Source organism: Streptosporangium sp. H16 (assembly GCF_051918855.1).
GTDB lineage: Bacteria > Actinomycetota > Actinomycetes > Streptosporangiales > Streptosporangiaceae > Streptosporangium.
Window position 1 is genome coordinate 1 of record NZ_JBPXMD010000022.1, and the last position, 23,190, is coordinate 23,190.

The following is a 23,190-nucleotide window of genomic DNA, read 5'->3' on the forward strand; positions in this document are numbered from 1 at the left end:
TCGTCGAACGACCCGACGACCGAGTCTCATCCGCAGCCGCTTAAAAGATCTTGATCCACAGGTATTGACGATTGCTCCGAAACAAGACAGGAGACTGTTCTGTGGCGATCCCCAAGAAGGGCTCCAGGCTGATCACCGTCGACAGCACCGCCTATCGCTGGCGAATCCGCCACAAGCCTACGTACTCCCAGGGGAACAACTGGGGGCCACCGACCTATGCGGTGGAGCTGGCTGAGGGACAGGGGCAGGTTCTCCTGGTGGAGCTCCCCTGCTCCCGACCGGACGCCTGGCTCGGGGAGCGAACGATGACCGTACGGCCGGCTCTCGTGGCGGCGACCATACGGAGAGCCCTTGACCGCGGCTGGGATCCTTTACAGGCAGGCAGTGCCTTCACTCTCAGCCTCACCGAGGGGGATCTGACCGACGTGGCGAACGCCCATCCACCATCCCACGGCATCACCTTTAGGGTCATGTAGCCGATTCGAAAGACACCCGCTTTAGACACCCGCTTTAGTCTCCAATCTCCCCCTGGTGGAGGAGGCCGTTCGGGCCTGAAAATCGGGGTGGTTGCTCGCTGACGTCGTATCTCCTTGGTCATTCAGGCCGTGCTTTAGTCGGACGCCGGGAGCCGCGCCTGTGGGCCTTTCACTGTTACTTCGAGCACGCGGATCAGATTCGCTACCGTCCCCTTGCGGCTCCCGCGAGCAACCACCCCACGCTGTCCCCAGCGGTAAGGAGGCCCGATGCTCGCCCAGACCCACGACACCGAAGAGATCATCGAAAGGGTCGCCGCTCTCGACGTCGGCAAGGCCACCCTGGTGTGCTGCGCCCGCGTCCCCGATGACAAGAAAGCCGGCAGACGGCTGCAGGAGGTGCAGACCTACACCACGATGACGCGCTCCCTGCTGTCGATGAGCGATCGACTGCGCTGCCTGGGCGTCACCCGAGTGGTGATGGAGGCCACCTCCGACTACTGGAAACCGGTGTTCTACCTGCTAGAAGCCGCCGGGTTCGAGGTGTGGCTGGTCAACGCCCGCGACGTCAAACACCTGCCCGGCCGCCCGAAGACCGACAAGTTGGATGCAGTCTGGCTGGCCAAGGTCGCCGAACGCCAGATGCTGCGCCCCAGCTTCGTACCGCCCCCGGAGATTCGGTACTGCGGGACCTGACCCGCTACCGGGTGGACCTGGTCCAAGCCCGCACCGCCGAGAAACAGCGGGTGGAAAAGCTGCTGGAGGACGCGCAGATCAAACTGAGCGTGGTGGCCTCCGACATCTTCGGCGTCTCCGGCCGCGCCATGATGGCCGTTCTCATCCGAGGGGAGCGTAGTCCCAAGACGCTGGCGCAGCTGGCGCGCTCCAGTCTCCGCGGCAAGATCGCCGCATTGGAGGAAGCCTTCACCGGCCGCTTCTGCGATCATCACGCGTTCCTGCTGGCCACCATGCTGGCCCGAGTCGACGGCATCAACGCCGACATCGCCACCCTGGATCAGAAGATCACCCAGCAGATCGCACCGTTCGCCGCGGCGGTCGAGCGCCTGGATGAGATTCCAGGGATCGGCCTGACCGCCGCGCACGCGATCATCGCCGAGATCGGCCTGGACATGAGCCGCTTCCCCACCGCCGCGCACCTGACCTCCTGGGCGAAGTTCGCGCCAGGAGTGAAAGAGTCGGCTGGCAAGCGCAAGGGGAAGAACGCCACCGGGCACGGCAACCGCTACCTGGCCCGCACCCTCGGCGAGGCCGCAGTCGTCGTCGGCCGTACCGACACCTTCCTCGGCGAGCGCTACCGGCGGATCGTCCGGCGTAAGGGCAAGAAGCGCGCCATCGTCGCGGTCGGCCGCTCCATCTTGGTCATCATCTGGCACCTGCTATCCGACCCCGATGCGCACTTCATCGATCTCGGCGCCGACTTCTACGTTCGGCGCACCAACCCCGACCACAAGAAGCGCAACCACGTCCGCGAGCTCGAAGCCCTCGGCTACCGCGTCACTCTCGAACCTGACGCCTGACCACTACCGCCCGCACGACCCCGCTCCGCATCACCCCATGAGGTTCGCTGCCGCGTGCCCAGCGAATGTCTGATTTTCGGATCAGTCCTGGATAGATACCATCCTCGTCGGCAACGGTCAGGTAAGGCATGATTGTGCAGCCCCACGTATCTTTGGGAGTGGCGGAGCTCGCTCGTATGATCATTTGCAAATCCGGCTTGGAGCGCCAACCGGCGATGTCCTTGCTTTGACCACTCCCGCTCCGGACCTTGCAGCCCGTGCCGTCCCTTTTTGCGGTGGCTGCTGCGGTCAGACCGAAGTTCACACCTCGCAACTGATCTGATCTCAGCTTGATCACACCTGGCCTGTCCAAGAGCTCTATCTCTTCGATGCGCATGAAGAGCTTGATGTCCTGAGCCCTCAGGTCACCGGCCGGGCCGATGATATTCTCCCCGGTGGTGTCGCCGAGGTAGCTGTGCATGACCCACGTAACCCGCAAACGGAATACGTCATCGTCGTCGAGGCTCGTGTAATATTTGAGCAGTGCTTTGAAGATAACGCTTCCCAGTGAGCCCTTCCCCCTCAAGATCGAAGAGCCACTATACGGGCGGCCAGGAGTTCTGGATCAGCTTCGTTCAGTAGATGACAAAGCGGGTATGGAGCCCATTCATCCACTCCTCGTCCAGTTCTCTCCCAGTTACACGCCCCACGACAATCAGCGCGGAGGTGATACACGTGGCTATTGGCGGGCTGTAACCATTGAGGGAGAGCTCCAGAAGGTGCCTAAATCTCGACGGCATGCTTTCGTACGCATCGTCGACCAGGTCTTGATCCGATATGTTGCTGAGCGTCTCCTCCCAGGCGGAGTATTCAAGCCACCCCGGCAGAAGGTCGGGATCACTCTCCCAGGAGGAGTCTTCGGCATCGAACTGAAGGTCGCTGGCGTAGCGGTCGAGCGCGTGCGGGTCTGTTCCCTTCCGTACTCCTGGCCGTGTCACGCTGAGCGCGGTGACATAGTTTCCGTCGACCGCATAGAGGACATCGTGGACGCCGTTCACCGTCCAGACGACCTCCAGAGCACGGCGGTTCCCTACCGACAACGCCAGCAGGGGATCGAACGGTGTGGCGCCGACGACGACGATTTGCGTCCAGCTGGTGTTGAGCCGCCCCATCCACACAATTCCGGTATTGTCGCTAGGGTTCAGGCCTGCACCAACATCTGTCCACTTGCACCCAACTCCCGATACGGGGTCTGCGCCGATTCTTAACGCAACGTCGGCGAGGTTTGTGTCTTCCACCCATAAACCATGGAATGACATGCCCATGTGGTACTTGTGGGCGAGGTGCCAAAGCCTCTCCGACTGCCTCATCGGTCTCCTTCTGATGCCTCATGGTGTTGCGGGGCGCCGCTCAGGCGGCGCCCCGCACAGGTTAGCGAACGGCAACCCAGTATTTGTTGCTGATTAGGACGCGGTATCTGGCGAAGAATACACCAAGATCGCTACCCGCGACAGAGTTGTGGCGCCCTAGAACGGCCTGTACGGAGAAGTTGTTTTTTTTGTATTGGGGATGGTCGTACGCGCCGCCTTCCATTGTGGATGCGAATGGGTATTCATCGCACTCTTGCCATTCGTCCTTCGGCGCCCCATTGCTCTCTAGGGGGCGATCAGCAAAAAACTCTTTACATACGCGATCCTTGGCTGCCCTATTCTGCGTATAGCGGGTCGTACTAGTAGAGATACGCGTGAGCGGCTCTCTTTCCGGGGTGTTCTTTTCTGCATTCCAGTTGCCTGGGATGTGCTTCGGACCATCGGTCTTGAATGGCACGGTGGTAGCAGGCTTAGTGAACGCCGTTTGAATGTGTCTAGCCACCTGACCGTAATCAAAGTTCCAGGCGTTCAGAAGTAGAACTCGCTTGGCCGCAGTGAAGACACAGCCGCCCTTGTAAAACTCAATAGCTCCCCCCATGGGTACACTATCGCAGCGGACCCTGGGCGCGGTCTCGCGGAGACGCTCAGGATCCTTGTCCACCCATTCTGGGTGTCCCCATCCTGGAAGCGTTTGCCGGTCGCTGCTTCCCGGATCTTTCGGGTTGTCGTACGTGAGCCACGGTTCGATGGTGCAGCGACTTGGATTACCATCCATGGAACGGAGGGTGAATTCGTTATCGCCATTGTTGATCCATTTCTCCACGCTCGCAGTACGAGTTGCTCCGCTGTTATCAGCGTTTGAGGCGACAACTAAGCAGTTTGTGGTGCCCCCCGCGACCTTTAGCTGTAGAGAGAGTGTCTTGTTGAGCGCATCATCATCGATACCGTCCCCGCCGATAAGCTGCTCAAGGAAGTTTCCATCAGACCAGAAGTTGTCGACTCTGGTCCAGACTTTGACGTTGCGGGGAAGCATGTTGCCGCCGCCAATGACTCCTGCTCCGGTGGCATTTCCCAGATAAGAGTGCATGACGACTGTGAAGTCGAGGTTCAAAAAGTCCTCGATCTTCTTGTCTTTGACCGTGCAGTTGCAATTAGGGTCGCGCTTTTCTGTCTCCTCGTAGATAGCGAAAAGGAGGTGGCGACTCCAGCAGGTCGTGTACGTGACGACCTTGTCCCAACCATCGGCGTTTGCGTTGCTGTCCCCCGCCCGGGCGTCTCGCTCGTCCTCGCACTTCTGCAGCGACATTCGCTCATAGTCGAATGCGGGCAGAGCCTGGGAGGTAACGATTCGGGCTGAAGCCTCCGGGCTCGTAGTGGCATTGGCAGTGGCTGCTTGCGCGGTTAGCAGGCCGGATATTTCCTCCGCGCTCAGGGCTTTCTGGTATACGCGGGCGTTGTCAACGCCCCCTCGCATCACGGCACCCAGGAGCATTCTGGTCGGGCTGTTCCAGGCCGAGAAGCTGATCGGCGCAGCCTTCACCAGTTGGCCGTTGAGATAGAGCGATGCGGTTTTAGCAGCAGCATCGTATATGCCAGCGAGGTGGAACCACTCGTTGACGGGAGGCTCGACGGCGGACAATACACCTTCGTGTAACGCGTCTGCCGTGTCAGCGTTAGTCAACGTAAAGATCAGCCCGTGGTCGCGCGTATTGCCCAGGCGGAACGGCGCCTGATGTGCGCCCCTTTGTTCAATGACGCTGTAGTCACCTTCCTTGTCATCCCACTGCAGCCATGCTGCCACCGAGAAGCTCTGGTCGGTGCGGATAACGGGTTCGGCGGTCTGGGCCAGGGGTTCTTCGCCCGGTTGGACGACGTCCACGGTGACCTGCCGCCAGTCCGACCAGGCCGAGGTGTCGTCTCCGGCGACCGCGCGCAGCCGCCAGCGGACCTTCCATCCGTCGGTCAGCGTGTCCGCCGGGACGGTGATACTCGCCTGGGTGCCGGAGGCGACGTCGTCCATAGCTCCGGTCCAGATCTGGCCGGTGCCCTGCCCGGCGGGGGCGGCCGGGTCGTGCTCGATCTCGGCCTCGGCGCGTAGTGCCTGGCCGGTCGGGTGGGTGAGGGTGGCCTGCAGCGCGGGGGTGAGCGTGGCGGTCACCGTCACGCCGTCCACCACCTTGGACGGGGTGACGGTCAAACCGGTGGCGGTGGGCTTGGGCAGGACGACAGTCAACGACTGCCAGTCCGACCAGGCGGAGGCAGCGGTGGCGGAGACCGCGCGGGCCCGCCAGCGCACCTTCCACCCGTCGGTCAGCGTGTCCGCCGGGACGGTGATGCTCGCCTGGGTGCCGGCCGGCACGGTGTCGGCGCTTCCTGCCCAGATCTGGCCGGTGCCCTGCCCGGCGGGGGCGGTCGGGTCGTGCTCGATCTCGGCCTCGGCCCGCAATGGCTTGCCGGCTGGGTCGCTCAGCTGGGCCAGCAGTGCCGGGGTGCGCGTGGGAGTGACGGTGGTGCCGTTCACCTGCTCGGACGGGGTGACCTGGAGCGCGCCGACGGCCGGTTCTGAGACCGGGTCCGGCACGTCCACAGTCAGGTTCTGCCAGTCCGACCACAGCGAGCCGATAGTGGTGGCGGTGTTGACCGCCCGGACCCGCCAGCGCACCTTCCACCCGTCGGTCAGCTTCCCGCCGGGGACGGTGGCCGACGCCTGGGTGCCGGAGACGACATTGTCCACGGCGCCGGTCCAGATCTGGCCGCTGCCCTGCCCGGTGACAGTCGGGTCGTGCTCGACCTCAAATTCGGCACGCACCGGCTGCGCGGCCGGGTCGGTGACCGTGGTGCGCAGTGCCGGGGTCAGGCTCGTAGTGACGGTGACGCCGTTCACCACCTGGGAGGGGGTGGCCTGGAAGGCGCCGACCGTCGGATTCGGCACGTCGACCGTGGCCGTCTGCCATGCCGACCACACCGACGTGGTGGACGCGGCGGCGTTGGCCGCGCGGGCCCGCCAGCGCACCTTCCACCCGTCGGCCAGTTTGCCCGCGGGGACGCCCACGGCGGCCTGGCCGCCGGAAGTAACCGCTGGTGAGGCTCCGGCCCAGATCTGGCCGCTGCCCTGCCCGGTCGCGGTGGGGTCGTGTTCGACCTCGAACTGGCCGGTGAGGGTGCCGCCCGCGGTGTCGGTGACGGTGGCGGCGAGCTGCGGGGTGAGCGAACTGGTCACCGTGGTGCCGTTCACGGTCTGCGCCGGTGTGATAGCCGGTGCGGAGATGGTCGGTTGCGAGGCCGGTCCGCTGGTGGTGATGGTCAGCTTCGGCGGCAAGTTGAAGTCGGTGTCCTCGGAGGAGGTGAACGTCCGGTAGTTGTTGTTGTTCGCCTCGCCGGGCGACTTGAGCACCAGGCCGTGGTTGGCGGCGCCGGCGGCCCAGTCCTGGGCGATACCGGTGACATTCCAGTCCATGCTGTCCGGCCAGACTGCGCAGTCCTGGGTGACGCCCTTGAAGTTGGTGGAGGCGTCCTCAGTGGTGTGGGCCGGCTTGTTGGCCCAGTACACGTTGTCCGGATCCCAGGCGCCGGTCAGGCGGGCGACCTGGATGCCGTTGGTGAGCGCGGGACCGCAGTTGTGGCTGTCGATGGTGTTCATCGACAGCGTGGCGGCGCTCACCGCGCTGCCCTGCAGGCCCGTGGTGTCGAACCGCAGGTGCGCCCGAGACTTGTACCCGTCCGACATGGTGCCGATGTTCATGTACTGGTTGTCAGGGTACGCGGGTGAATCGACCGTGTCGTAGGTGGTGACCTCGACGTCGGCACCGAGCGGCAGGGTGACCGCCGCGGCCACGCGCACCGGGTAGGTGGTGCCGGCGTCGGTCAGGAACGCTTGGTCCGGTGTGACCACCAGCTCCGTACGGCCGTCCTTGGTGACCACGTCCGTACCGGCCTGGCCGCGCTTAGCCGACGCGAGCCGGCCCTTGCCGCTGCCGTCCGACACGATTGGCCGTGTCCCTGCGGCGACCAGCTTCTTGTTCTTGCCTTTCAGCAGCAGCCGACCGCCCTTGCCCTCGGTCAAGGTCAGACCGTCGTCGTCTACGCCGATCCGCAGCTCCAGCGGCTTGGACAGCCGCTGGCGCAGCACCACCTCATGCCGGAACCCGGTCGGCAACGCCGTCACCACCAGGTCGGCGCCCACGCCCGCGGCGTCGGTGTAGGTGGCCACACTGCCCTTGACCGTCGGCTTGGGCAGCGGCGTGGGCCAGCGCAGCGCGTACGACTTCCCGTCAGCCTGCATTTTCACGAACGGATCCGTGCCGCCAGCGGACAGCTCCACGACCGTGCCCTCGGCCAGAGCCTTGGCCCGCAGCTTGCCGCCCTGCTCGGCCAGAGTGCTGTCGATCGGCACCCAGCCGCTGCCCTGCCTAGTCCGCACCGGACCGGCCGTGACCTCGGTCTTGAACGTCTTCCCGTCCGGTTGGGCGTAGGTGATGCTGGTCGCGGTCGTCTCATCGACGACCTCGACCGCCTTGCCCTGCTTGACTGCCGCCTGGGAGGCGGCGACCTGCGCCTGCGACGGCACGTTGGAGACAGCGTTCCCGCTCTTGCCACTGGTCCAGGAGGTCGTCTGGTTCAGCGTCGCCGTGTGCCCGTTGCCTGATGCGTCTGCGGCGGTCGTTCCTGTCCCCTCATCGAACGTCCAACTCGCAGCTGCGCCTTCGATAGTGAAGGTCCAAGGAACCTCGTCCATAACATTGGTCGAGGCATCTGCCGCGTCACGAACTGTAGCCTTATACGTGACGCCAGACTTTAGATTCTGCTCTGGAGTGAACGTAACTGTCGTGTTGGACTCATCTGCCGAGACGGTACCAGGCACGGGAGTTCCAGTTGATTCCTGCAGGGAGACAACTGCCCCGGTGACGGGTTCGTCAAAGGTTGCTGATACCTGCGTTGAGCTGGCAGTACCCGTGGCACCACGTGCGGGTGTGACTGCCGTCACTTTCGGTGCTTGCTCGTCTGCGTCCGGATGCGGCTGGCTCCAGTCCTCACCTTCGAGTGGCTGGAGTAGCTCCGTTCCGATCTCGTGGGCTTGGCCCGGCTCAATCTCCAACTGGAGGGCTTCTTCGTCACTGATGTCCCCGAACTGCGGCGCATAGGTGTAGAACCCTTGCGCAAGGGATAGCGCCTCTTCAGGAGACGGAGCGGTAGTCCGGCGAGGGCCACTTTCCGTCCAAGTGAGAAGGGTTCGCGTGGTGATTGGTAGTTCGACGTCAACGGTGAGGATGGGCGGGTGGAGTTGGAACTTGCAGTCTTCCAGCGGTGATGTCCTGCAGCCGCCGGCGTCCTCGGAGGCGTAGCGCCGCCAGTTTCGCAACTCGGATTCGTTGCCCGTGGTGAGCTGGATGCCGTAGTTGGTGGCACCGTCGATCCATGCCTGGGCAATGCCGTTGAGTGAGTGGGTCAGGTTCCAGGCGTAGTTGCAGTCTTCGCTGTAGGCGCCGTACTCGGTGTCCGCGCCCGTACCGATGACAGACGGCTGGCTGTTCCAACGCAGCAGCATGTCATCCCAGGCGGAGGTGATCCGCCGCGCGGTGATGCCGGAACCGACCGACGTACCGCAGGTGTTGGACAGGTGGTTCCACAGGTGCAGGTCGGCGTTTTGCACCCTGCTGCCCGCGAACTCGGCGGGGATGTTGGGGAACTTGAGGTAACCGCGCCAGCGCTTGGCGATGCTGCTGGCGTAGGACTTGCCGACCACGATCTCGGAATCGGCGAAGGTGTCCCAGCTGTCCGTGAGGTCGTAATCGTTGATATAGGCGTCCATGCCACCGCCGGTGTGGCCTTCGTACCAGTCATCCGCCACGGCGGCCATCGTCACCGGGTAGGTCGTCGCCGCATCGGCCAGGAACGCGGCGTCCGGCGTGAAGACCAGGGTCTTGCCGTCCTCGGCGAGGGTGACGGCGGCCTTGCCGATTTTGCCCGCATCGAGCGGGGCGCCTGCGTCGGCGGCCTTGGCGTCCCGCAGCAGCGTCGGCCGCACCTCGGTCAGCGTCTTGCCGTCCTTGCCCACGATGATGGGCCGGCCTGCGGCGTTCTTTCCGAAGGCCATGCCCTTGGGCAGGTCGAACGGGACGTGGAAGGAGACCGGCCCGGTGGGCCGTTCGGCGATGGTGATCTGCTGCTGGAACCCGGTCGCGTTCGCGGTCACCACCAGGTCGCGGCCCTTGCCGTAAGCGGACCGGTAGGTGGCGGTGTTGCCCCTCAACGTGGGCTTGGGCAGTTTGCCGCCAGGGGCTTCGATCTCGGTGGTGTCCTGAGCGGTCGTACTCTTCAGCAGGACGGTGTCCGCGCCCGCCGACAAGGTCAGGTCGCCCTGGACGGCCTTGGGTTTGATGACACCGTCTTGCTGCACCAGCGTGGTGTCGATCGGGGTGAAGCCCTCACCGTTGGCCTTCTTGACGCGCACGGGCTCGGTGGACAGCTCCACGCGTAAGGTCTTGCCGTCGGGGTTGGCGTAGTACGTGGCGCTCTCCGAGCGCAGCGACTCGATCTCGACGCGCCGGTTGTCCTTCTTGGACTGCGCCAGCGCTTTGCTGATGGGGGTAGTCGGAGTCGTGGGGGTGCTTGGCGGCGACGTCGCCGGGGTGGGTGTGGGTACGTGCGCGGGGTTGGGGGGTGATGTAAGGCTCTGGGCGATCGCGGGCGCGCTCATCAGCGAGAGCGGCAGCGTCAGAGCTGTGATCAGGGCAGCGCGACGGCGCGTCCGGCTGGATAAGCCGGACGCTGTTCGTGATGGTTTCACTCGGGCCTTTCGAACAGATGTATCAAAACTGAATGATCATCACACGTGTTATAGATTTATGTAAAGATCCTTTTCGGTGACGAGAAGATAGGTTTCCGTGAGCACGAATTTGTGGAGCCCATATCACTACTGGCGCCAATGGCGGATCGCCAGCATGTAGAAGGAGGCCCTGGCCGGGCTGCACGAACAGGAGCAGCTCGGTCGTGGGCGCGATTCCATACCACGTGCTGGAGTCATCGACAGTCAGAGCGTGCGCGGTACCAAACATGGCGACCTGCACGGTCACGACGGCGACAAGAAGGCCCTCGGGGCGAAACGCCATCTGCTGGTCGATACCCTCGGCATCGCGCTGGGCGCCTGCGCCATCCGATGGCAAGGCCCGACGGAGGAGGGCTGCGGCAGCCGATCGCCCAACCGGTTACAGTCAGTACTGAAGTGGGCGATCGTTACGACCGCTACCACGACAACATCGATAAAAAGCTTTCTCGTCTTGCGGGGCGTCGCCCGGTGATCGCAAGCGCGTGGGCGGTCGGGTAGCCGGAGCGCATTGCTGCGCCCCGGCCCCCTCAGAACCGGGCGTGCGGGTCGTCCCCGCACCCGGCTCAAGCAAGCCGCGAGGGCGGCCAGATCGGCAGAAGTGCTGGTTGACTGCCTGCGCCGGCTGGGAGCCGGCGCCGACAGTGGGTGTGTATGAGGCGGACCCGGTCCCTGTCCGGCGTGCCGGCCCGTCCGGTGCCGCTGATCTCCAGGGCGTGCTTGGTGATCGCCTTGCGGACGGTTCGATGCCATTGCTCCCACTCGTGTGGGTGCGCTGGTTCGTGATCGGCGTGCAGGAGACGGTCCCCGCAAAGCGGACAACGCGCGTCTTGTTTGCGCAGCAGGCGCACGATGTGGTCGCTGAGCGGGGGCTGGTGTCTGCGTCGCCGTCTGGCCCAGTAGTCGGTCAGCGCGGGATCGTCAGGGGATGCCTTAGCGGTGACCAACTGGTGCCGGACTATCTTGGTCCAGGCGAATTTCTGCAGGTAGGCGCCGCTGTCGCGGTCACCGAACACCCACATGTCGCCTCGGGCGGGGTGGAACCGGCCGAAGTAGCGGGCGGCGACCCACTTCCTCGATTTGGTACGGTGACGGCGGATGGCCCACTTGTAGGTCAGCTTCCACACATAGTCGTCCAACGCGCTGAACGCGGCGCTGGAGACCGCCGTCCGATAGTAGGAGGCCCATCCGGAGATGATCGGATTGAGCTTCCAGATCAGCGCCGATGCCGAAGCTCCGCGCATCGCGTGAAACTCCTGGCGTAGTCGGCGGCGAATCCGTCGGACGGCGCCCGCACTGGGTTTGATGATCAGCTTCCCGTTGGGGTAGCGGCGGATGGTGAACCCGAGGAAATCGAACCCCTGCGAGGCGTGGACGATTCTCGTCTTGTCCTCGTTCAGGGCCAGTCCCCGGGCGCCCAGCCACTGGGAAAGCCGCGCCTTGACCTTGATGGCCTGCTCCTGGCTGTGGCAGGCCACGACGAAGTCGTCGGCGTATCGGCATAACACCGGGGTCCCGTCCACGGTCCAGCCCGCCTCTGAACCGTGAGCGTAGTAGCGGACTCCGGCGGCCTCCTCCAGTCCGTGCAGAGCGACGTTCATCAACACGGGGCTGATCACCCCGCCTTGCGGGCTGCCCTCTTGGGTGGGGGCGAACCCGGTACCAGCCTCGATCACCCCGGCCCTCAGCCAGCCTCGGACCATGTCCCGCGCGGGGAAGGAGCCCAGAACCGTCATGAGTTGCTGGTGATCGATGCGGTCGAACGCCGCGCTCAGATCCGCGTCCAAGACCCACAACCGCTTGGCGTTCTTGCCGCTCAGCGCGTTGAAGATGGCCTCGATCGCGACGTGACAGCCGCGGCCTGGCCGAAACCCGTAACTACGGGCCCCGAACCGGGCCTCCCACTGCGGCTCCAACGCGTTCTTCACCCGGGCCTGCAACACCCGATCGAAGATCACCGGAATCGACAGCGGACGCGGTTTCGCCCGGCTCCCCGGCTTGGGGATATACACCCGCCGGGCCGGTCGGGCCCGCCAGGACCCCACCTGATCCACCCGGCGAATCAACTCGGCCCTGGCGGTGTCGCTCAGCGCGACCTCGCCATCGACCCCGGCCGTCACTCGCCCAGCGTTGATCTGCGTCACCCGCTCCACGCTGACCAGCGTGTTGCTACGGCTACGGAGCATCAACTTCTGCAAATTGCGGACCTTCCTACGGTCCCCCGCCTGTTCGGCCTTGAAGATCCTGCCGCGTAGACGCGCTACGTTCTGCCGAGCCCGGCGCATACCGACCCCGTGTTGAGGTCGGTGCACCTGCCAGGTCCCAGACTCGCCCGTGGGCTCGTTCACCACAGCGACCCCCGACACCGTGATGCCCGCAAGGTTATTCGCCATGGCGTCCAACTCGCCTTCCGGTTCGCTTGCCTGCCTGCCGATGACTTCAACGACTCACCTGCCTGCGTCAGCGCCCTTTCGGGCCCGGGCACCAAGCCCGGTATCCGGCCAGTTATCCGCTCAGGCGACCGGCGGAGGAGCCGACCATCGCGTGCCCTGCGGTTTCCTGCTGCCTTTCGGCCACCGGCATTCGCTTCTCAGGCATCCTGTCCCGCCATGGATCTAGCGGTCCCACCCGACCCGAAAGAGCCGGGACCATGACAGGGTTTCCACGTTCCACACGCATGAGCTACGACCGGATGGGGTGCCCTCTTCACCCCGGGGACGGTGATGCTCACCCGGCCGACGCAACGTCACCGACCGGCACCCGCCGCTTCCCAACGGCAGTCCCTACCCCGCTCTTCATCCCATCTCGCGGGGGCGTACTTCACGAGGCATCATCAAGGGTTCACTCACGTTCACCCGCCCGGCCTTCCCCTCGCCCTCAGGCCCCAGATGGAATGGGACCCTCCAGGCTTCTCCCCTGAGCTCCGCACCTCGCCGTTACCAGCAGCGACGCACGCCAGGGCGGGGACGGGCCATGAGCACCAGCCCGGAGCTACACCTTCACCATCACTCGAACCTCCTTCGGCATAACCCACTCATCACGTGCGACCTCGTGTCGCACCATCGCCAAGTACGCCACCAAAGCCGCCGAATGCGTCGGCACCCTGGACCGGCGCATCAACCCCCTCGACGACCTGACCGCCCTGCCGATCCGCGACCACCCTCGCCGCCTCATCGCCGAATGCCAGCGCCTGGGCGCCCTGGACGAGTTGACCGACCTCCGCCTTGCCCACTGGTCCCACATGCTGGGCTTCCGCGGCCACTTCTCCACCCGCTCGCGCCACTACTCCATCACCATCGGCTCCATCCGCGACGAACGCCGAGACTTCGCCCGCACCGAAGAGATCACCACCGGACGCCTGCCCCTCATCGACGAGGACACCGTCATCGTCATCACCAACTGGGAGTACGCGGGCAAGGGGCTGTCGCTCGGTGACGCCCTCCTCGCCGCCGCGTTGACCGGTGTGCCTCTGGCCGATCCCGAACGGCATCCATGAAGACGCTCGATCACCTCTGGACGGTAGATGAGGTCGCCGCCTATCTCCAAGTGCCAGCCGGAACCCTCTACCAGTGGCGCTGCAGAAGGGTCGGACCGCCCGGTCGCCGGATCGGTAAGCACCTGCGCTACCTCCCCGAAGACGTACGCGCCTGGGTCCGGGAGCAGACATGACCGTCTACGACCGGTGGCACAAGACCCATCCCGATCCCAGAGAGACGAAGTGCTCCGAGCACAAGCGCGTACCGACCGCCAAGCATGGACAAGGGGTGCGCTGGCAGGTCCGCTACCGGGACGAGAAGGGCGAGCAGCGCAAGCGCAACTTCGAGAAGAAGGCCGACGCCGACCGCTTCGACGTGACGCGTCGTGCCGACGAACCGCGTGGTGAGTGGATCGATCCCAAGCTCGGCCAGACCAGGTTCCAGGTGTACGCGGGGACGTGGCTGGCCTCTCGGCTGCACAAGCCCGGGACCTCGATGACCTACGAAGGGCACCTGAAGAACCACATCAACCCGGTGTTCGGCCTGGTCCCCCTGATCTCCATACGACCTACTTCGGTGCAGAAGTGGGTGAAGGACCTGCACGTGAAAGGCCTGGCCCCGCGCACGGTCGAGACCATCTATGTAATCTTCTCCAGCATCATGCGCGGAGCCGTACGAGATGGCATGATCCGCCGCTCCCCCTGCGTCGACATCCGCCTGCCGGAGCCGGACAAGACCACGATCCGGCTCCTCTCCCCCACCGAGGTGCTCGCGCTCTACCGGGCCATGCGGCCCGACTACGCGCCGCTGATCCTCCTGGGCGCCGCGGCTGGTCTCCGGCAAGGAGAAGCGCTCGGTCTGGCCGTCGACCGGATCGACTTCGCCGAGGACATGCTGACGGTGGACCAGCAGGTCGTGGTGATCGATCGGCGTCCGACGCTGGCTCCGCCGAAGACAAGAGCCTCTGTCCGCGACGTTCCCATCCCGGCCGTTCTCGCCCGTGCGCTGGCCGAGTTCATCGACAGGCACAAGCCTGAGGACGTGCTCTTCCGGACGACGCGCGGGAACCTGATCCGCCGCGACTACTTCAACGCCGACGTCCTGAAGCCTGCGATCTTCTCAGCGGGAGTGCCGGCGGACATGACGTTCCACGATCTTCGGCACACCTTCGCCAGTACGGCGCTCGCCGAGGGCGTACCCATCTCCGAGGTGTCCCGGTGGCTCGGGCACGAGTCCATCACCACCACCGTGGATCTCTACGGGCATCTGGTACCCGAGGCGTCCGAACGGGCTCGCACGGCCCTGGACCACGCCTTCGCCGCGGCGGGCGGGCTCACCTGAATGTGCCCCCAATGTGCCCTCCGGCCGCTTTGATCTTGCCCATCGAAGGCTCCACCGCAGGTCAGAGCAGGAAAGGGCGGACGAGTCGGCCTGTAGGCCGGGTTTTGTCCTTCACTTGCGTGAAGGGGCGACCATCCATCTAGGGCCGACGTTGCCGTCGGCCTCAAGCGGTCTACCCGCACGGCATCGGGCGGGCAGCCCTCAAGCGTCGCGCGCGGGACGCTCCGGAGAGCGCCCCTTCTTGACCTTGCTCCGGGTGGGGTTTACCGAGCCGCCCACGTCACCGTGGGCGCTGGTGGTCTCTTACACCACCGTTTCACCCTTACCTCGTCCTGGGACGAGGCGGTCTGTTCTCTGTGGCACTTTCCCGCGGGTCACCCCGGGTCGGCGTTACCGACCACCCTGCCCTGTGGAGCCCGGACCTTCCTCGGCGGGTCTCAGAAGAGACCCGACGCGGCCGCCCGGCCGGCTCGTCCGCCGTATTCCAAGCCTAACGGCTCTCAAGTGGACTCCAACCGAGCGGCAAGTCGTCCGCGCTGGAATATGGATCAAGCGAGACGGACCGGACGAGCACCGGAGGGACCGATGAGAACACCGACGACCGGCGGGACGACCGCTTCCGCGCGCCGCGAGGGCTCCGGCCACGGCGAAGGACGCAGTGAAGGACACGGCCATGGAGGCTGTGGAGAACGGGTGGTGCTCCGCCGCGTCCATGGCCGAGGTCTGTCGTGGACGTGAGACCGCAGGTTCAGCGCAGGTGCGAGGTGTCGTTGAACGCCTTCACCACCGCCGGGCCGTCGGCGTAATACTCGATCAGGGACAGGGCTGACAGGTCGAGATGCATGCGGTACAGCGCATCGAGGGGAGCGAGCAACGCGAACCGCAGCAGCATCTTGATCGGCGTGACGTGGGAGACGGCGAGGACCGCCTTGCCCTCGTAACGCTCGATCAGCATGTCCCCGGTCGCCTGGACCCGCCGCGCCGCCTCCCCGAAACTCTCCCCACCCGGCGGCGCGGCGGACGGGTCCGCCAGCCACGCGGCGAGTTCGTCGGGCCAGCGGCGCTGGATCTCCGTGAACGTGTGGCCTTCCCAATCTCCGAAGTCGGTCTCCCGCAGGCCCTCCTCGATGAGGACCTCAAGCCCGGCCCTGGCCGCGATGATCTCCGCGGTGGCGCGGGCGCGCCTGAGCGGCGAGCTGACGATCACCTGGATGTCGTACGGCTTCCCGGCGAGTTTCACCGCGGCGGCCTCGGCCTGGGCGACGCCGTTGGGCGTGAGCTCGGGGTCGCCGAGCCCGGAGAACCTGCGCTCGACGGAGAGGGGCGTCTCACCGTGCCGGAGCAGGTACAGCGAGGTCGCGACGGAGGTGGGCGAACGCCAGCCGGTGCCCGTACCCGTGGGGGTGGCCAGGCCCGCTCGCTCGCGCGTGGTGGTCCCGCCACCGTCCCCGACCCCGAGGTCACCGGCGCCGGGAGCACCGGCGCCGAGGTCTCCGGCGTCGGGAGCAGCGTTGCCGAGGTCTCCGGTGTCGAAGAGCAGCAGGTCCTCGGCGGGACGGGCGGGAGCGGTACGGCCGGCGGGGGAACCGCTTTTGGAAGCACTTCTTCCTGAGGCGCCGCTCTCGAGAGCACCCCTGTCAGGGGCCCGGCCATCGGAGACGCCGCTTTCCGAGGTTCGGCCACCGGAGACGCCGCCTCCGGAAACCCTGCCGCCGGGCGCTTCCGCGGCGGCGGCGGAGGAACCCGAGAGAGTCCAGGCGCGGCCCTTGGCCGCGGCGTCCATGGCCTCGTTGGCCAGGCGGTCGGCGTCCTTGTTCTTCTCGCGGGGGATCCAGCGCCAGGTCACCTTGAGGCGCCTGGCGAGGGCCGCGGCCTCCAGGGCGAGCGGGCGCAGGCCCTCGTTCTTGATCTTCCAGCGGCCGGCCATCTGCTCGACGACCAGTTTGGAGTCCATCCTGACCTCGACCTTCGCGCCGTCGCCGGCGAGAGAGAGGAGGGAGGTCAGGCCCGCGATGAGCCCGCGGTACTCGGCGACGTTGTTGGTCTGGGTGCCGATCGACGCGGCGGTCTCTACCAGCACCTGGCCGTCGGCGGCGTCCTTGACGACGGCGCCGTAACCCGCCGGGCCCGGGTTGCCCCGCGAGCCGCCGTCGGCCTCGATGACGTACGAGGTCACGGAGCTCACAGACCGGACTCGGCGGTACGGACGAGGATCCGGCGGCACTCCTCGCAGCGGATGACCTCGTCGTGGGAGGCGGCCTTGATGCGGTTGATCTCGGCGATGGACAGGCTCGTGCGGCAACCGAGGCAGCGGGCCCCCTGGAGCATCGCGGCACCCACCCCGAACTGCTCCTTGAGCTTCCCGTAGAGGGTGAGCAGGTCGGCGGGGATGTCCTCGGCGACCCCGGCGCGCTTGCCCTGGAGCTCGTCCCTCTCCTTGTCGATCTCGGCGAAGGCCGCGTCCCTGCGGTCCTCGGCGGTGCCGCGGGTGCCCGCGAGCTCGTCGCGCTCGGCGACGAGCCTGGCGACCTGCCCGTCGGCCGCCTCGCGGCGCTCCATGATCTCCAGCACGACCTCTTCCAGATCGCCCTGCCTGCGCTTCAGGGAGACGATCTCGGACTGGAGGCTGGCCAGGTCCTTGGGGGAGGACACCTGGCCGGAGTCGAGGCGCTTCTGGTCGCGCTCGGCACGGGTGCGGACCGAGTCGACGTCGGCCTCGGCCTTGCTCTGCTCGCGGGCGAGGTCGCCGGACTCGGTCTCGGCGGCGATCACCTGGGTGGCGATGCGGGCGATGCGCCCGGAGAGCTCGTCGATCTGCGCCAGCTCGGGCAGGGTACGGCGGCGATGGGCCAGCCGGTCGATGGCGGAGTCGAGTTCGGCCAGGTCAAGCAGACGCTTCTGGGCCGCAGGGGCTGCTTTCACGTGAAATCCTCGCACTTTGCTGTTGTGTTCCAGGCGTCCGTGACCGTCTCGGATACGCGCGTCTCAACAGTAATCCCCCTGGCGGCCGACGCGGACGCGAGATGGTGTGCCGCGTCGGCGAGCCAGGGCCATTCGGTGGCCCAGTGGGCCGCGTCGATCAGCGCGGGGCCACCGGAGGCCTCCATGAACTCGCTGGCCGGGTGGTGGCGCAGATCGGCGGTGAGGAAGACGTCCACCCCGGCGGCGCGGGCCGTCCCGAGGAGGGAGTCTCCCGATCCCCCGCTGACCGCGATCCGCTGGACGGGGCGGTCGAGATCTCCGGCGACCCGCAGGCCGCCCGCCGTGGCGGGGAGCCCGCGCGCGGCCAGCCGGGCGAACTCGGCGAGGGAGACGGGGGCCGGCAACGAGCCGACGCGGCCCAGGCCGCGCCGGGGGTCGTCGGCGGCGGGACTGAGGGGGACGAGCGGGCCGGTCAGGCCGACGGCGCGGGCGAGCGCGTCGGAGACGCCGGGGTCGGCGACGTCTGCGTTGGTGTGGGCGGTGAAGAGCCCGATGTCGTTCTTGATCAGCGTGTGGACCAGCCGGCCCTTGAAGGTGGTGGCCGCGACGCTCGTGGTGCCGCGCAGGTAGAGCGGGTGGTGGGTGACGACGAGGTCGGCACCCCAGTCGAGGGCCTCCTCGGCGACGACGGCCACCGGGTCGACCGCGAACAGGATCCTGCGCACCTCGGCGGAGGGATCTCCGCAGACGAGCCCGACCGCGTCCCACGACTCCGCCCATCTCGGGTCGTAACGGGACTCCAGCTCTGTGACGATGTCGGCAAGCGTAGGCACGTGCGCAGACTATCGGCCTCTCCCGGAGGGCTCGTCACGGTGGCTTCCGCACCGGCGTTCACAGCGACCTCCGCACCGGCTTCCGCACCGGCGTTCGCGACGCCCCCACAGCGACCTCCACGGTGACTTGCGCACCGACGTTCGCAGCCACCTCCGCACCGGTTTCCGCACCGGCGTCCGGCGGCTTCCACGGTGGCTTCCCCTGCGGCTTTCCCTGCGCGGACAGATCGCCTAGCGTAAGTGGACACCGACACCCGGAGGGCGTGCGCATGAGGCCTGATGTCGCGATCATCGGTGCCGGATTCGGCGGGCTGTGCATGGCCATCCGGTTGGAGAAGGCCGGCATCCGCTCGTACACGATCTTCGAGAAGGGGGCCGACGTCGGGGGAACCTGGCGCGACAACATCTATCCGGGGGCGGGCTGTGACATCCCCTCGCATCTCTACTCCTTCTCCTTCGAGAGATACTCCAGCTGGACGCGCCGCTATCCCGAGCAGCCGGAGATCCTGCGCTACCTGGAGGGATGCGCCGACAAGTACGGCCTGCGCCCCAGAATCCGGCTGAACACCGCGGTCACCGCCGCCACCTTCGACGAGTCGCTGGGCAAATGGCGGGTCCGTACGACGGCCGGGGAGGAGGTGTTCGACGTGGTGGTGTCGGCCGTGGGACAGCTGAACCGGCCCCAATTACCTGACATTCCGGGAATGTCGTCATTCAGCGGAGCGGCCTTCCACTCCGCGCGCTGGGACCACTCCGTCGACCTGGCGGGCAGGCGGGTGGCCGTGATCGGGAACGGGTCGTCGGCGGCACAGCTCATCCCGAGGGTGGCCGAGGTGGCCGGGCACCTGGACGTCTTCCAGCGGACCCCCAACTGGGTGATTCCCAAGCCGGACGCCGTCTTCGGCCCCCGTGCGCGGACGGCCTTCCGTCTCGCGCCGTTCCTGCAACGCGCCTACCGCGAGTGGCTCTACCGGTACACGGAGAACACCCTCTACCCGGCCCTGGCCGGAGGCTGGAGCACGGGCCTGCTGCGCAAGCGGGCCCTGGGGCACCTGCGCGAGCAGGTCCCCGACCCGCTGCTGCGGGCCAAGCTGACCCCCCGCTACCCGGTCGGCTGCAAGCGGGTCGTCATCGACAGCGGTTTCTATCCCGCGCTGACCCGCCCCGACGTGGACGTCGTCACCGACGGGATCACCCGGATCGTCCCCGGCGGCGTGGAGACCACCGCCGGACTCCGCGAGGCCGACGTCATCGTCTACGCGACCGGCTTCGAGACCTCCGGCTTCCTGGCCCCCGTCCAGGTCACCGGGCGCGGGGGGCGGCAGCTGGCCAAGGAGTGGAAGGACGGCGCGGAGGCGTACCTGGGCATCGCCGTGCCGTACTTCCCCAACCTGTTCCTGCTGTACGGCCCCAACACCAACCTCGGCCACAACTCGATCGTCTTCATGATCGAATGCCAGGTCCGGTACGTCATGGGCTGCCTGCCGCACCTGGCCTCGCGTGGGCCGATGGAGGTCCGGCCTGAGGCGATGGCCACCTGGCGGCGGAGCCTCGACCGGGTCATGGAGGGCATGGTCTGGCAGGCGGGCTGCACGAGCTGGTACAAGAACGCGTCCGGCCGGGTGACCAACAACTGGCCGGGCACCGCGACCACCTACCGCCGCATCACCAGGGCCCCGCGTCCGGAGTCCTTCCGCTTCGCGCGCTGACCCCGCCCCCGCCGGAAAGCCGACCCGCCTCCGCTCGAAAGACGACCCGCCTCCGCCGGAAAGCCGCGCGCGGGTCCACGTCCTCGTAGAAGGGGCCCTCGCACGGAAGCCGAGGGACCCTCGTACGGAAGCCGGGGGAGCCGAGGCGGCGCGGAAGCACGCGACGGGCCGGGGTGCCGGTACCGTCGTGGCGAACGAGAGCCGTCCGCGCAGAAGGGCCCGCCCGTGTCCGCCGTCCTCCACAGCGACTCCGTCGTCGCCGATACCCACAACGACCTGCTGATGGCCGTCACCGCCAGGCCCCCGCACCGGTGGGCGTCCTTCTTCCGCGACCGCTGGCTGCCCCAGCTGCGCGAGGGAGGGGTGAACCTCCAGGTTCTGCCGGTCTTCATCGACGGCCAGTACCGTCCCGAGGGCGCGCTCCGGCAGACCCTTCGCATGATCGAGTGCGCGCACGTGCTGGCCGAGGGCAACGCCGACGCCGTACGCCTCTGCCTGGACGGGACGCAGATCGACGAGGCGCTCGCCGAGGGCAGGATCGCCCTGGTCCTGGCGCTGGAGAGCATGCCGGGCCTGGACGACGCCGTCGAGCTGGTGCCGACACTGCACCGGCTCGGCGTCCGGGTCGCCTCGATCGCGCACTGGGGCCGTACGGCACTGGCCGACGGCAGCGGCGAGGACGCCACCGGCAGCAGGCTCACCGCGGCGGGGGTGGAGACGGTACGGGAGATGGAACGGCTCGGCATGATCTTCGATGTCTCCCACCTGGGCGCCTCCGGGGTGGAGCACGTGCTGGAGCTGGCGACCCGGCCGGTGATGGCCACCCACTCCTCGGCCCGCGCGCTGCGCGACCACCACCGCAACCTCACCGACGACCAGATCCGCGCGGTCACCGCGACCGGGGGCGTGGTGTGCGTCAACTTCCTGGCGGCCTTCCTCTCGGAGGATCCGGCCGAGTACACCGTGGACCGGCTGGTTGACCACATCGCGCACATCGCGAGCGTCGGCGGCATCGACCACGTGGGACTCGGCCCCGACTTCGTCCGCGAGGTCATGCACGATGTGACTCCCCCGTGCTGCGAGATGGACTACGACGTCGATCCCCTCGCGGCCCTGCCGGGATTGTCGGGTCCGAGCGGGCTGCCCCTGGTCACCGACGCCCTGCTCAAGCACGGCTTCGCCGACGAGGAGATCGTGAAGATCATCGGAGGGAACGTGCACCGGCTGTTCCGCGCCCAGCTGGGCAGGCCCGCTTGAACGAGCCCGGCGGGGGGCACCACCGGAGGGGGACCGGATGACGACCTCGGCCGGTACGGATGGCTCGGGCGCCGAGCAGCATGTCCCGGAGGGAACGGAACGGCGAACGGCAGGTGGCCCGGGCACCTGGCGGCGCACCCCGGAGGCGAAATCCCCTACGACATCACCTACGACATCTCCTACGACCACCGCGACCGGCGTGACGGGTCCCACCGTGGCGGGACATCGCAGTCCCGCCGTGGCGGGATATCGCACGGCGAAGGAAAGAGAGACGCGTGAGGATCACCGGTATCGAGCTGCGGCGGGTGGCGATGCCGCTGGTCGCCCCGTTTCGTACCTCCTTCGGCACCGAAACCGAACGCGACGTGCTCCTGGTGCGCGTCGTCACCCCTGAGGCCGAGGGCTGGGGCGAGTGCGTGGCCATGTCCGACCCCCTCTACTCCCCCGAATACGTCGACGCCGCCGCCGACGTGCTGCGCCGCTTCCTCATCCCCGCTCTGCCCACCCACACCGACGCCCACGGCGTGAACCGCGCCCTGCACCCTTTCAAAGGCCACCGCATGGCCAAAGCCGCCCTGGAAACCGCCGTACTGGACGCCCAGCTGCGCGCCGGCGGCCAATCCCTGGCCGGCTACCTCGGCGCCGCCACCGACCGGGTCCCCGCCGGCGTCTCGATCGGCATCATGCCCACCATCGGCCACCTCATCGAGGCCGTCACCGCGTACCTGCACGAGGGCTACCGGCGCGTCAAGCTCAAAATCGCCCCCGGCTGGGACCTCGCCCCCACCCGCGCCGTCCGCGAACACTTCGGCCCCGACCTGGCCCTGCAAGTCGACGCCAACGCCGCCTACACCCTCACCGACGCCCCCCACCTGGCCAAACTCGACCCTCTGGATCTGCTGCTCATCGAACAACCCCTCGCCCACGACGACCTCCTGCAACACGCCCACCTCGCCAAGAAGATCACCACCCCCATCTGCCTGGACGAATCCATCGAATCGGCCACCCACGCCGCCGCCGCCATCACCCTGGGCGCCTGCTCCATCATCAACATCAAGCCCGGCCGCGTCGGCGGCTACCTCGAAGCACGGCGCATCCACGACCTCGCCCGCGCCCACGGCCTGGCCGTCTGGTGCGGCGGCATGCTCGAGACCGGCATCGGCCGCGCCGCCAACCTCGCCCTCGCCGCCCTGCCCGGCTTCACCCTGCCCGGCGACACCTCCGCCTCCCGCCGCTACTACACCACCGACCTCACCCCGCCCTTCGAACTCCACGACGGCCACCTCGACGTCCCCGCAGCCCCCGGCATCGGCGTCGACCCCATCCCCGCCGTCCTCGAGGAGGTCACCACCTCCACCGAATGGATCACCCTCTAGGGCCGGACGGCGGCGGAGACGAGCCGGGGACGGCGGGTGGCACTGGCACTGGCACTGGCGAAAGTCCATATTCATTCGAACCAGTACCTATTT

General features: G+C 66.9%; 17 protein-coding genes and 1 other RNA gene. 10 read left to right on the forward strand and 8 right to left on the reverse strand.

From position 1 onward, the window contains the following. Window positions 1-101: 101 nt before the first annotated feature. From ACTOQ2_RS30380 to ACTOQ2_RS30390, 3 genes are all read left to right on the forward strand, one after another. A complete protein-coding gene (locus ACTOQ2_RS30380) occupies window positions 102-476 on the forward strand; it encodes a hypothetical protein (protein ID WP_440104214.1) in 375 nt (124 codons plus the stop codon). A gap of 267 nt (window positions 477-743) precedes the next feature. Next, a complete protein-coding gene (locus ACTOQ2_RS30385) occupies window positions 744-1,169 on the forward strand; it encodes an IS110 family transposase (RefSeq protein WP_440104215.1) in 426 nt (141 codons plus the stop codon). 11 nt (window positions 1,170-1,180) lie between these two features. Then, the gene (locus tag ACTOQ2_RS30390) at window positions 1,181-2,011 is read left to right on the forward strand and encodes an IS110 family transposase (RefSeq protein ID WP_440104217.1); all 831 of its coding nucleotides are present in this window, start codon (window positions 1,181-1,183) and stop codon (window positions 2,009-2,011) included. On the opposite strand, the gene ACTOQ2_RS30395 is transcribed toward ACTOQ2_RS30390, so the two are convergent. From ACTOQ2_RS30395 to ACTOQ2_RS30405, 3 genes are all read right to left on the reverse strand, one after another. Further along, window positions 1,989-2,471, reverse strand: a complete 483-nt coding sequence (locus tag ACTOQ2_RS30395; RefSeq protein ID WP_440104219.1) for a hypothetical protein — start codon at window positions 2,469-2,471, stop codon at window positions 1,989-1,991. The genes ACTOQ2_RS30390 and ACTOQ2_RS30395 overlap by 23 nt on opposite strands. A 154-nt stretch (window positions 2,472-2,625) precedes the next feature. After that, the gene (locus tag ACTOQ2_RS30400; RefSeq protein WP_440104220.1) at window positions 2,626-3,360 is read right to left on the reverse strand and encodes a hypothetical protein; all 735 of its coding nucleotides are present in this window, start codon (window positions 3,358-3,360) and stop codon (window positions 2,626-2,628) included. Window positions 3,361-3,421: 61 nt separating this feature from the next. Continuing rightward, the gene (locus ACTOQ2_RS30405; RefSeq protein WP_440104222.1) at window positions 3,422-10,057 is read right to left on the reverse strand and encodes a DNRLRE domain-containing protein; all 6,636 of its coding nucleotides are present in this window, start codon (window positions 10,055-10,057) and stop codon (window positions 3,422-3,424) included. Window positions 10,058-10,397: 340 nt separating this feature from the next. Here ACTOQ2_RS30405 and ACTOQ2_RS30410 point away from each other — a divergent pair, with 340 nt between their 5' ends. Then, window positions 10,398-10,658: a hypothetical protein gene (locus ACTOQ2_RS30410; RefSeq protein WP_440104224.1), complete on the forward strand. Its 261-nt coding sequence runs from the start codon at window positions 10,398-10,400 to the stop codon at window positions 10,656-10,658. Between the two features lie 91 nt (window positions 10,659-10,749). Here the strand turns inward: ACTOQ2_RS30410 and ltrA are convergent, their stop codons facing one another. Continuing rightward, the gene (gene ltrA / locus ACTOQ2_RS30415) at window positions 10,750-12,576 is read right to left on the reverse strand and encodes a group II intron reverse transcriptase/maturase (protein WP_440104226.1); all 1,827 of its coding nucleotides are present in this window, start codon (window positions 12,574-12,576) and stop codon (window positions 10,750-10,752) included. Window positions 12,577-13,208: 632 nt separating this feature from the next. On the opposite strand from ltrA, the gene ACTOQ2_RS30420 reads away from it, so the two are divergent. The 3 genes from ACTOQ2_RS30420 to ACTOQ2_RS30430 are packed head-to-tail and all read left to right on the forward strand — an operon-like array spanning window position 13,209 to window position 15,000. Continuing rightward, window positions 13,209-13,679 carry a replication initiator gene (locus tag ACTOQ2_RS30420; protein WP_440104408.1) on the forward strand — a complete coding sequence of 157 codons (471 nt, stop codon included), beginning with the start codon at window positions 13,209-13,211 and terminating at the stop codon, window positions 13,677-13,679. Further along, window positions 13,676-13,852 carry a helix-turn-helix domain-containing protein gene (locus ACTOQ2_RS30425; RefSeq protein WP_440104228.1) on the forward strand — a complete coding sequence of 59 codons (177 nt, stop codon included), beginning with the start codon at window positions 13,676-13,678 and terminating at the stop codon, window positions 13,850-13,852. Before ACTOQ2_RS30420 ends, ACTOQ2_RS30425 begins: the two co-directional genes overlap by 4 nt. Beyond that, the gene (locus tag ACTOQ2_RS30430; protein WP_440104230.1) at window positions 13,849-15,000 is read left to right on the forward strand and encodes a tyrosine-type recombinase/integrase; all 1,152 of its coding nucleotides are present in this window, start codon (window positions 13,849-13,851) and stop codon (window positions 14,998-15,000) included. Before ACTOQ2_RS30425 ends, ACTOQ2_RS30430 begins: the two co-directional genes overlap by 4 nt. A gap of 77 nt (window positions 15,001-15,077) precedes the next feature. Here the strand turns inward: ACTOQ2_RS30430 and rnpB are convergent. From rnpB to ACTOQ2_RS30450, 4 genes are all read right to left on the reverse strand, one after another. Next, an RNA gene (rnpB, locus tag ACTOQ2_RS30435) (RNase P RNA component class A) lies at window positions 15,078-15,473 on the reverse strand. Window positions 15,474-15,748: 275 nt separating this feature from the next. Next, on the reverse strand, window positions 15,749-17,185 hold the full coding sequence (locus ACTOQ2_RS30440) for a bifunctional RNase H/acid phosphatase (protein WP_440104232.1): 1,437 nt from the start codon (window positions 17,183-17,185) through the stop codon (window positions 15,749-15,751). Beyond that, window positions 17,182-17,922 (reverse strand): zinc ribbon domain-containing protein, encoded by a 741-nt coding sequence (locus tag ACTOQ2_RS30445; protein WP_440104233.1) that lies wholly within the window; start codon window positions 17,920-17,922, stop codon window positions 17,182-17,184. Before ACTOQ2_RS30445 ends, ACTOQ2_RS30440 begins: the two co-directional genes overlap by 4 nt. Then, window positions 17,919-18,755 carry a Nif3-like dinuclear metal center hexameric protein gene (locus ACTOQ2_RS30450; protein WP_362681469.1) on the reverse strand — a complete coding sequence of 279 codons (837 nt, stop codon included), beginning with the start codon at window positions 18,753-18,755 and terminating at the stop codon, window positions 17,919-17,921. Before ACTOQ2_RS30450 ends, ACTOQ2_RS30445 begins: the two co-directional genes overlap by 4 nt. A 269-nt stretch (window positions 18,756-19,024) precedes the next feature. On the opposite strand from ACTOQ2_RS30450, the gene ACTOQ2_RS30455 reads away from it, so the two are divergent. The 3 genes from ACTOQ2_RS30455 (at window position 19,025) to menC (ending at window position 23,097) form a co-directional block, all read left to right on the forward strand. After that, window positions 19,025-20,464: a flavin-containing monooxygenase gene (locus ACTOQ2_RS30455; protein WP_440104235.1), complete on the forward strand. Its 1,440-nt coding sequence runs from the start codon at window positions 19,025-19,027 to the stop codon at window positions 20,462-20,464. A gap of 225 nt (window positions 20,465-20,689) precedes the next feature. Beyond that, window positions 20,690-21,721 carry a dipeptidase gene (locus ACTOQ2_RS30460; protein ID WP_440064408.1) on the forward strand — a complete coding sequence of 344 codons (1,032 nt, stop codon included), beginning with the start codon at window positions 20,690-20,692 and terminating at the stop codon, window positions 21,719-21,721. Between the two features lie 275 nt (window positions 21,722-21,996). Beyond that, the gene (gene menC / locus ACTOQ2_RS30465) at window positions 21,997-23,097 is read left to right on the forward strand and encodes an o-succinylbenzoate synthase (RefSeq protein WP_440104236.1); all 1,101 of its coding nucleotides are present in this window, start codon (window positions 21,997-21,999) and stop codon (window positions 23,095-23,097) included. The last annotated feature ends 93 nt before the right edge of the window (window positions 23,098-23,190 follow it).

Bases quoted from the DNA above. Each gene is read 5' to 3' on its own strand.
- ACTOQ2_RS30385 (WP_440104215.1), top strand. From the start codon at position 744: ATGCTCGCCCAGACCCACGACACCGAAGAGATCATCGAAAGGGTCGCC.
- ACTOQ2_RS30395 (WP_440104219.1), bottom strand. From the start codon at position 2,471: ATGCACAGCTACCTCGGCGACACCACCGGGGAGAATATCATCGGCCCG.
- ACTOQ2_RS30400 (WP_440104220.1), bottom strand. From the start codon at position 3,360: ATGAGGCAGTCGGAGAGGCTTTGGCACCTCGCCCACAAGTACCACATG.
- ACTOQ2_RS30405 (WP_440104222.1), bottom strand. From the start codon at position 10,057: ATGAGCGCGCCCGCGATCGCCCAGAGCCTTACATCACCCCCCAACCCC.
- ltrA (WP_440104226.1), bottom strand. From the start codon at position 12,576: ATGGCGAATAACCTTGCGGGCATCACGGTGTCGGGGGTCGCTGTGGTG.
- ACTOQ2_RS30425 (WP_440104228.1), top strand. From the start codon at position 13,676: ATGAAGACGCTCGATCACCTCTGGACGGTAGATGAGGTCGCCGCCTAT.
- ACTOQ2_RS30430 (WP_440104230.1), top strand. From the start codon at position 13,849: ATGACCGTCTACGACCGGTGGCACAAGACCCATCCCGATCCCAGAGAG.
- ACTOQ2_RS30455 (WP_440104235.1), top strand. From the start codon at position 19,025: ATGAGGCCTGATGTCGCGATCATCGGTGCCGGATTCGGCGGGCTGTGC.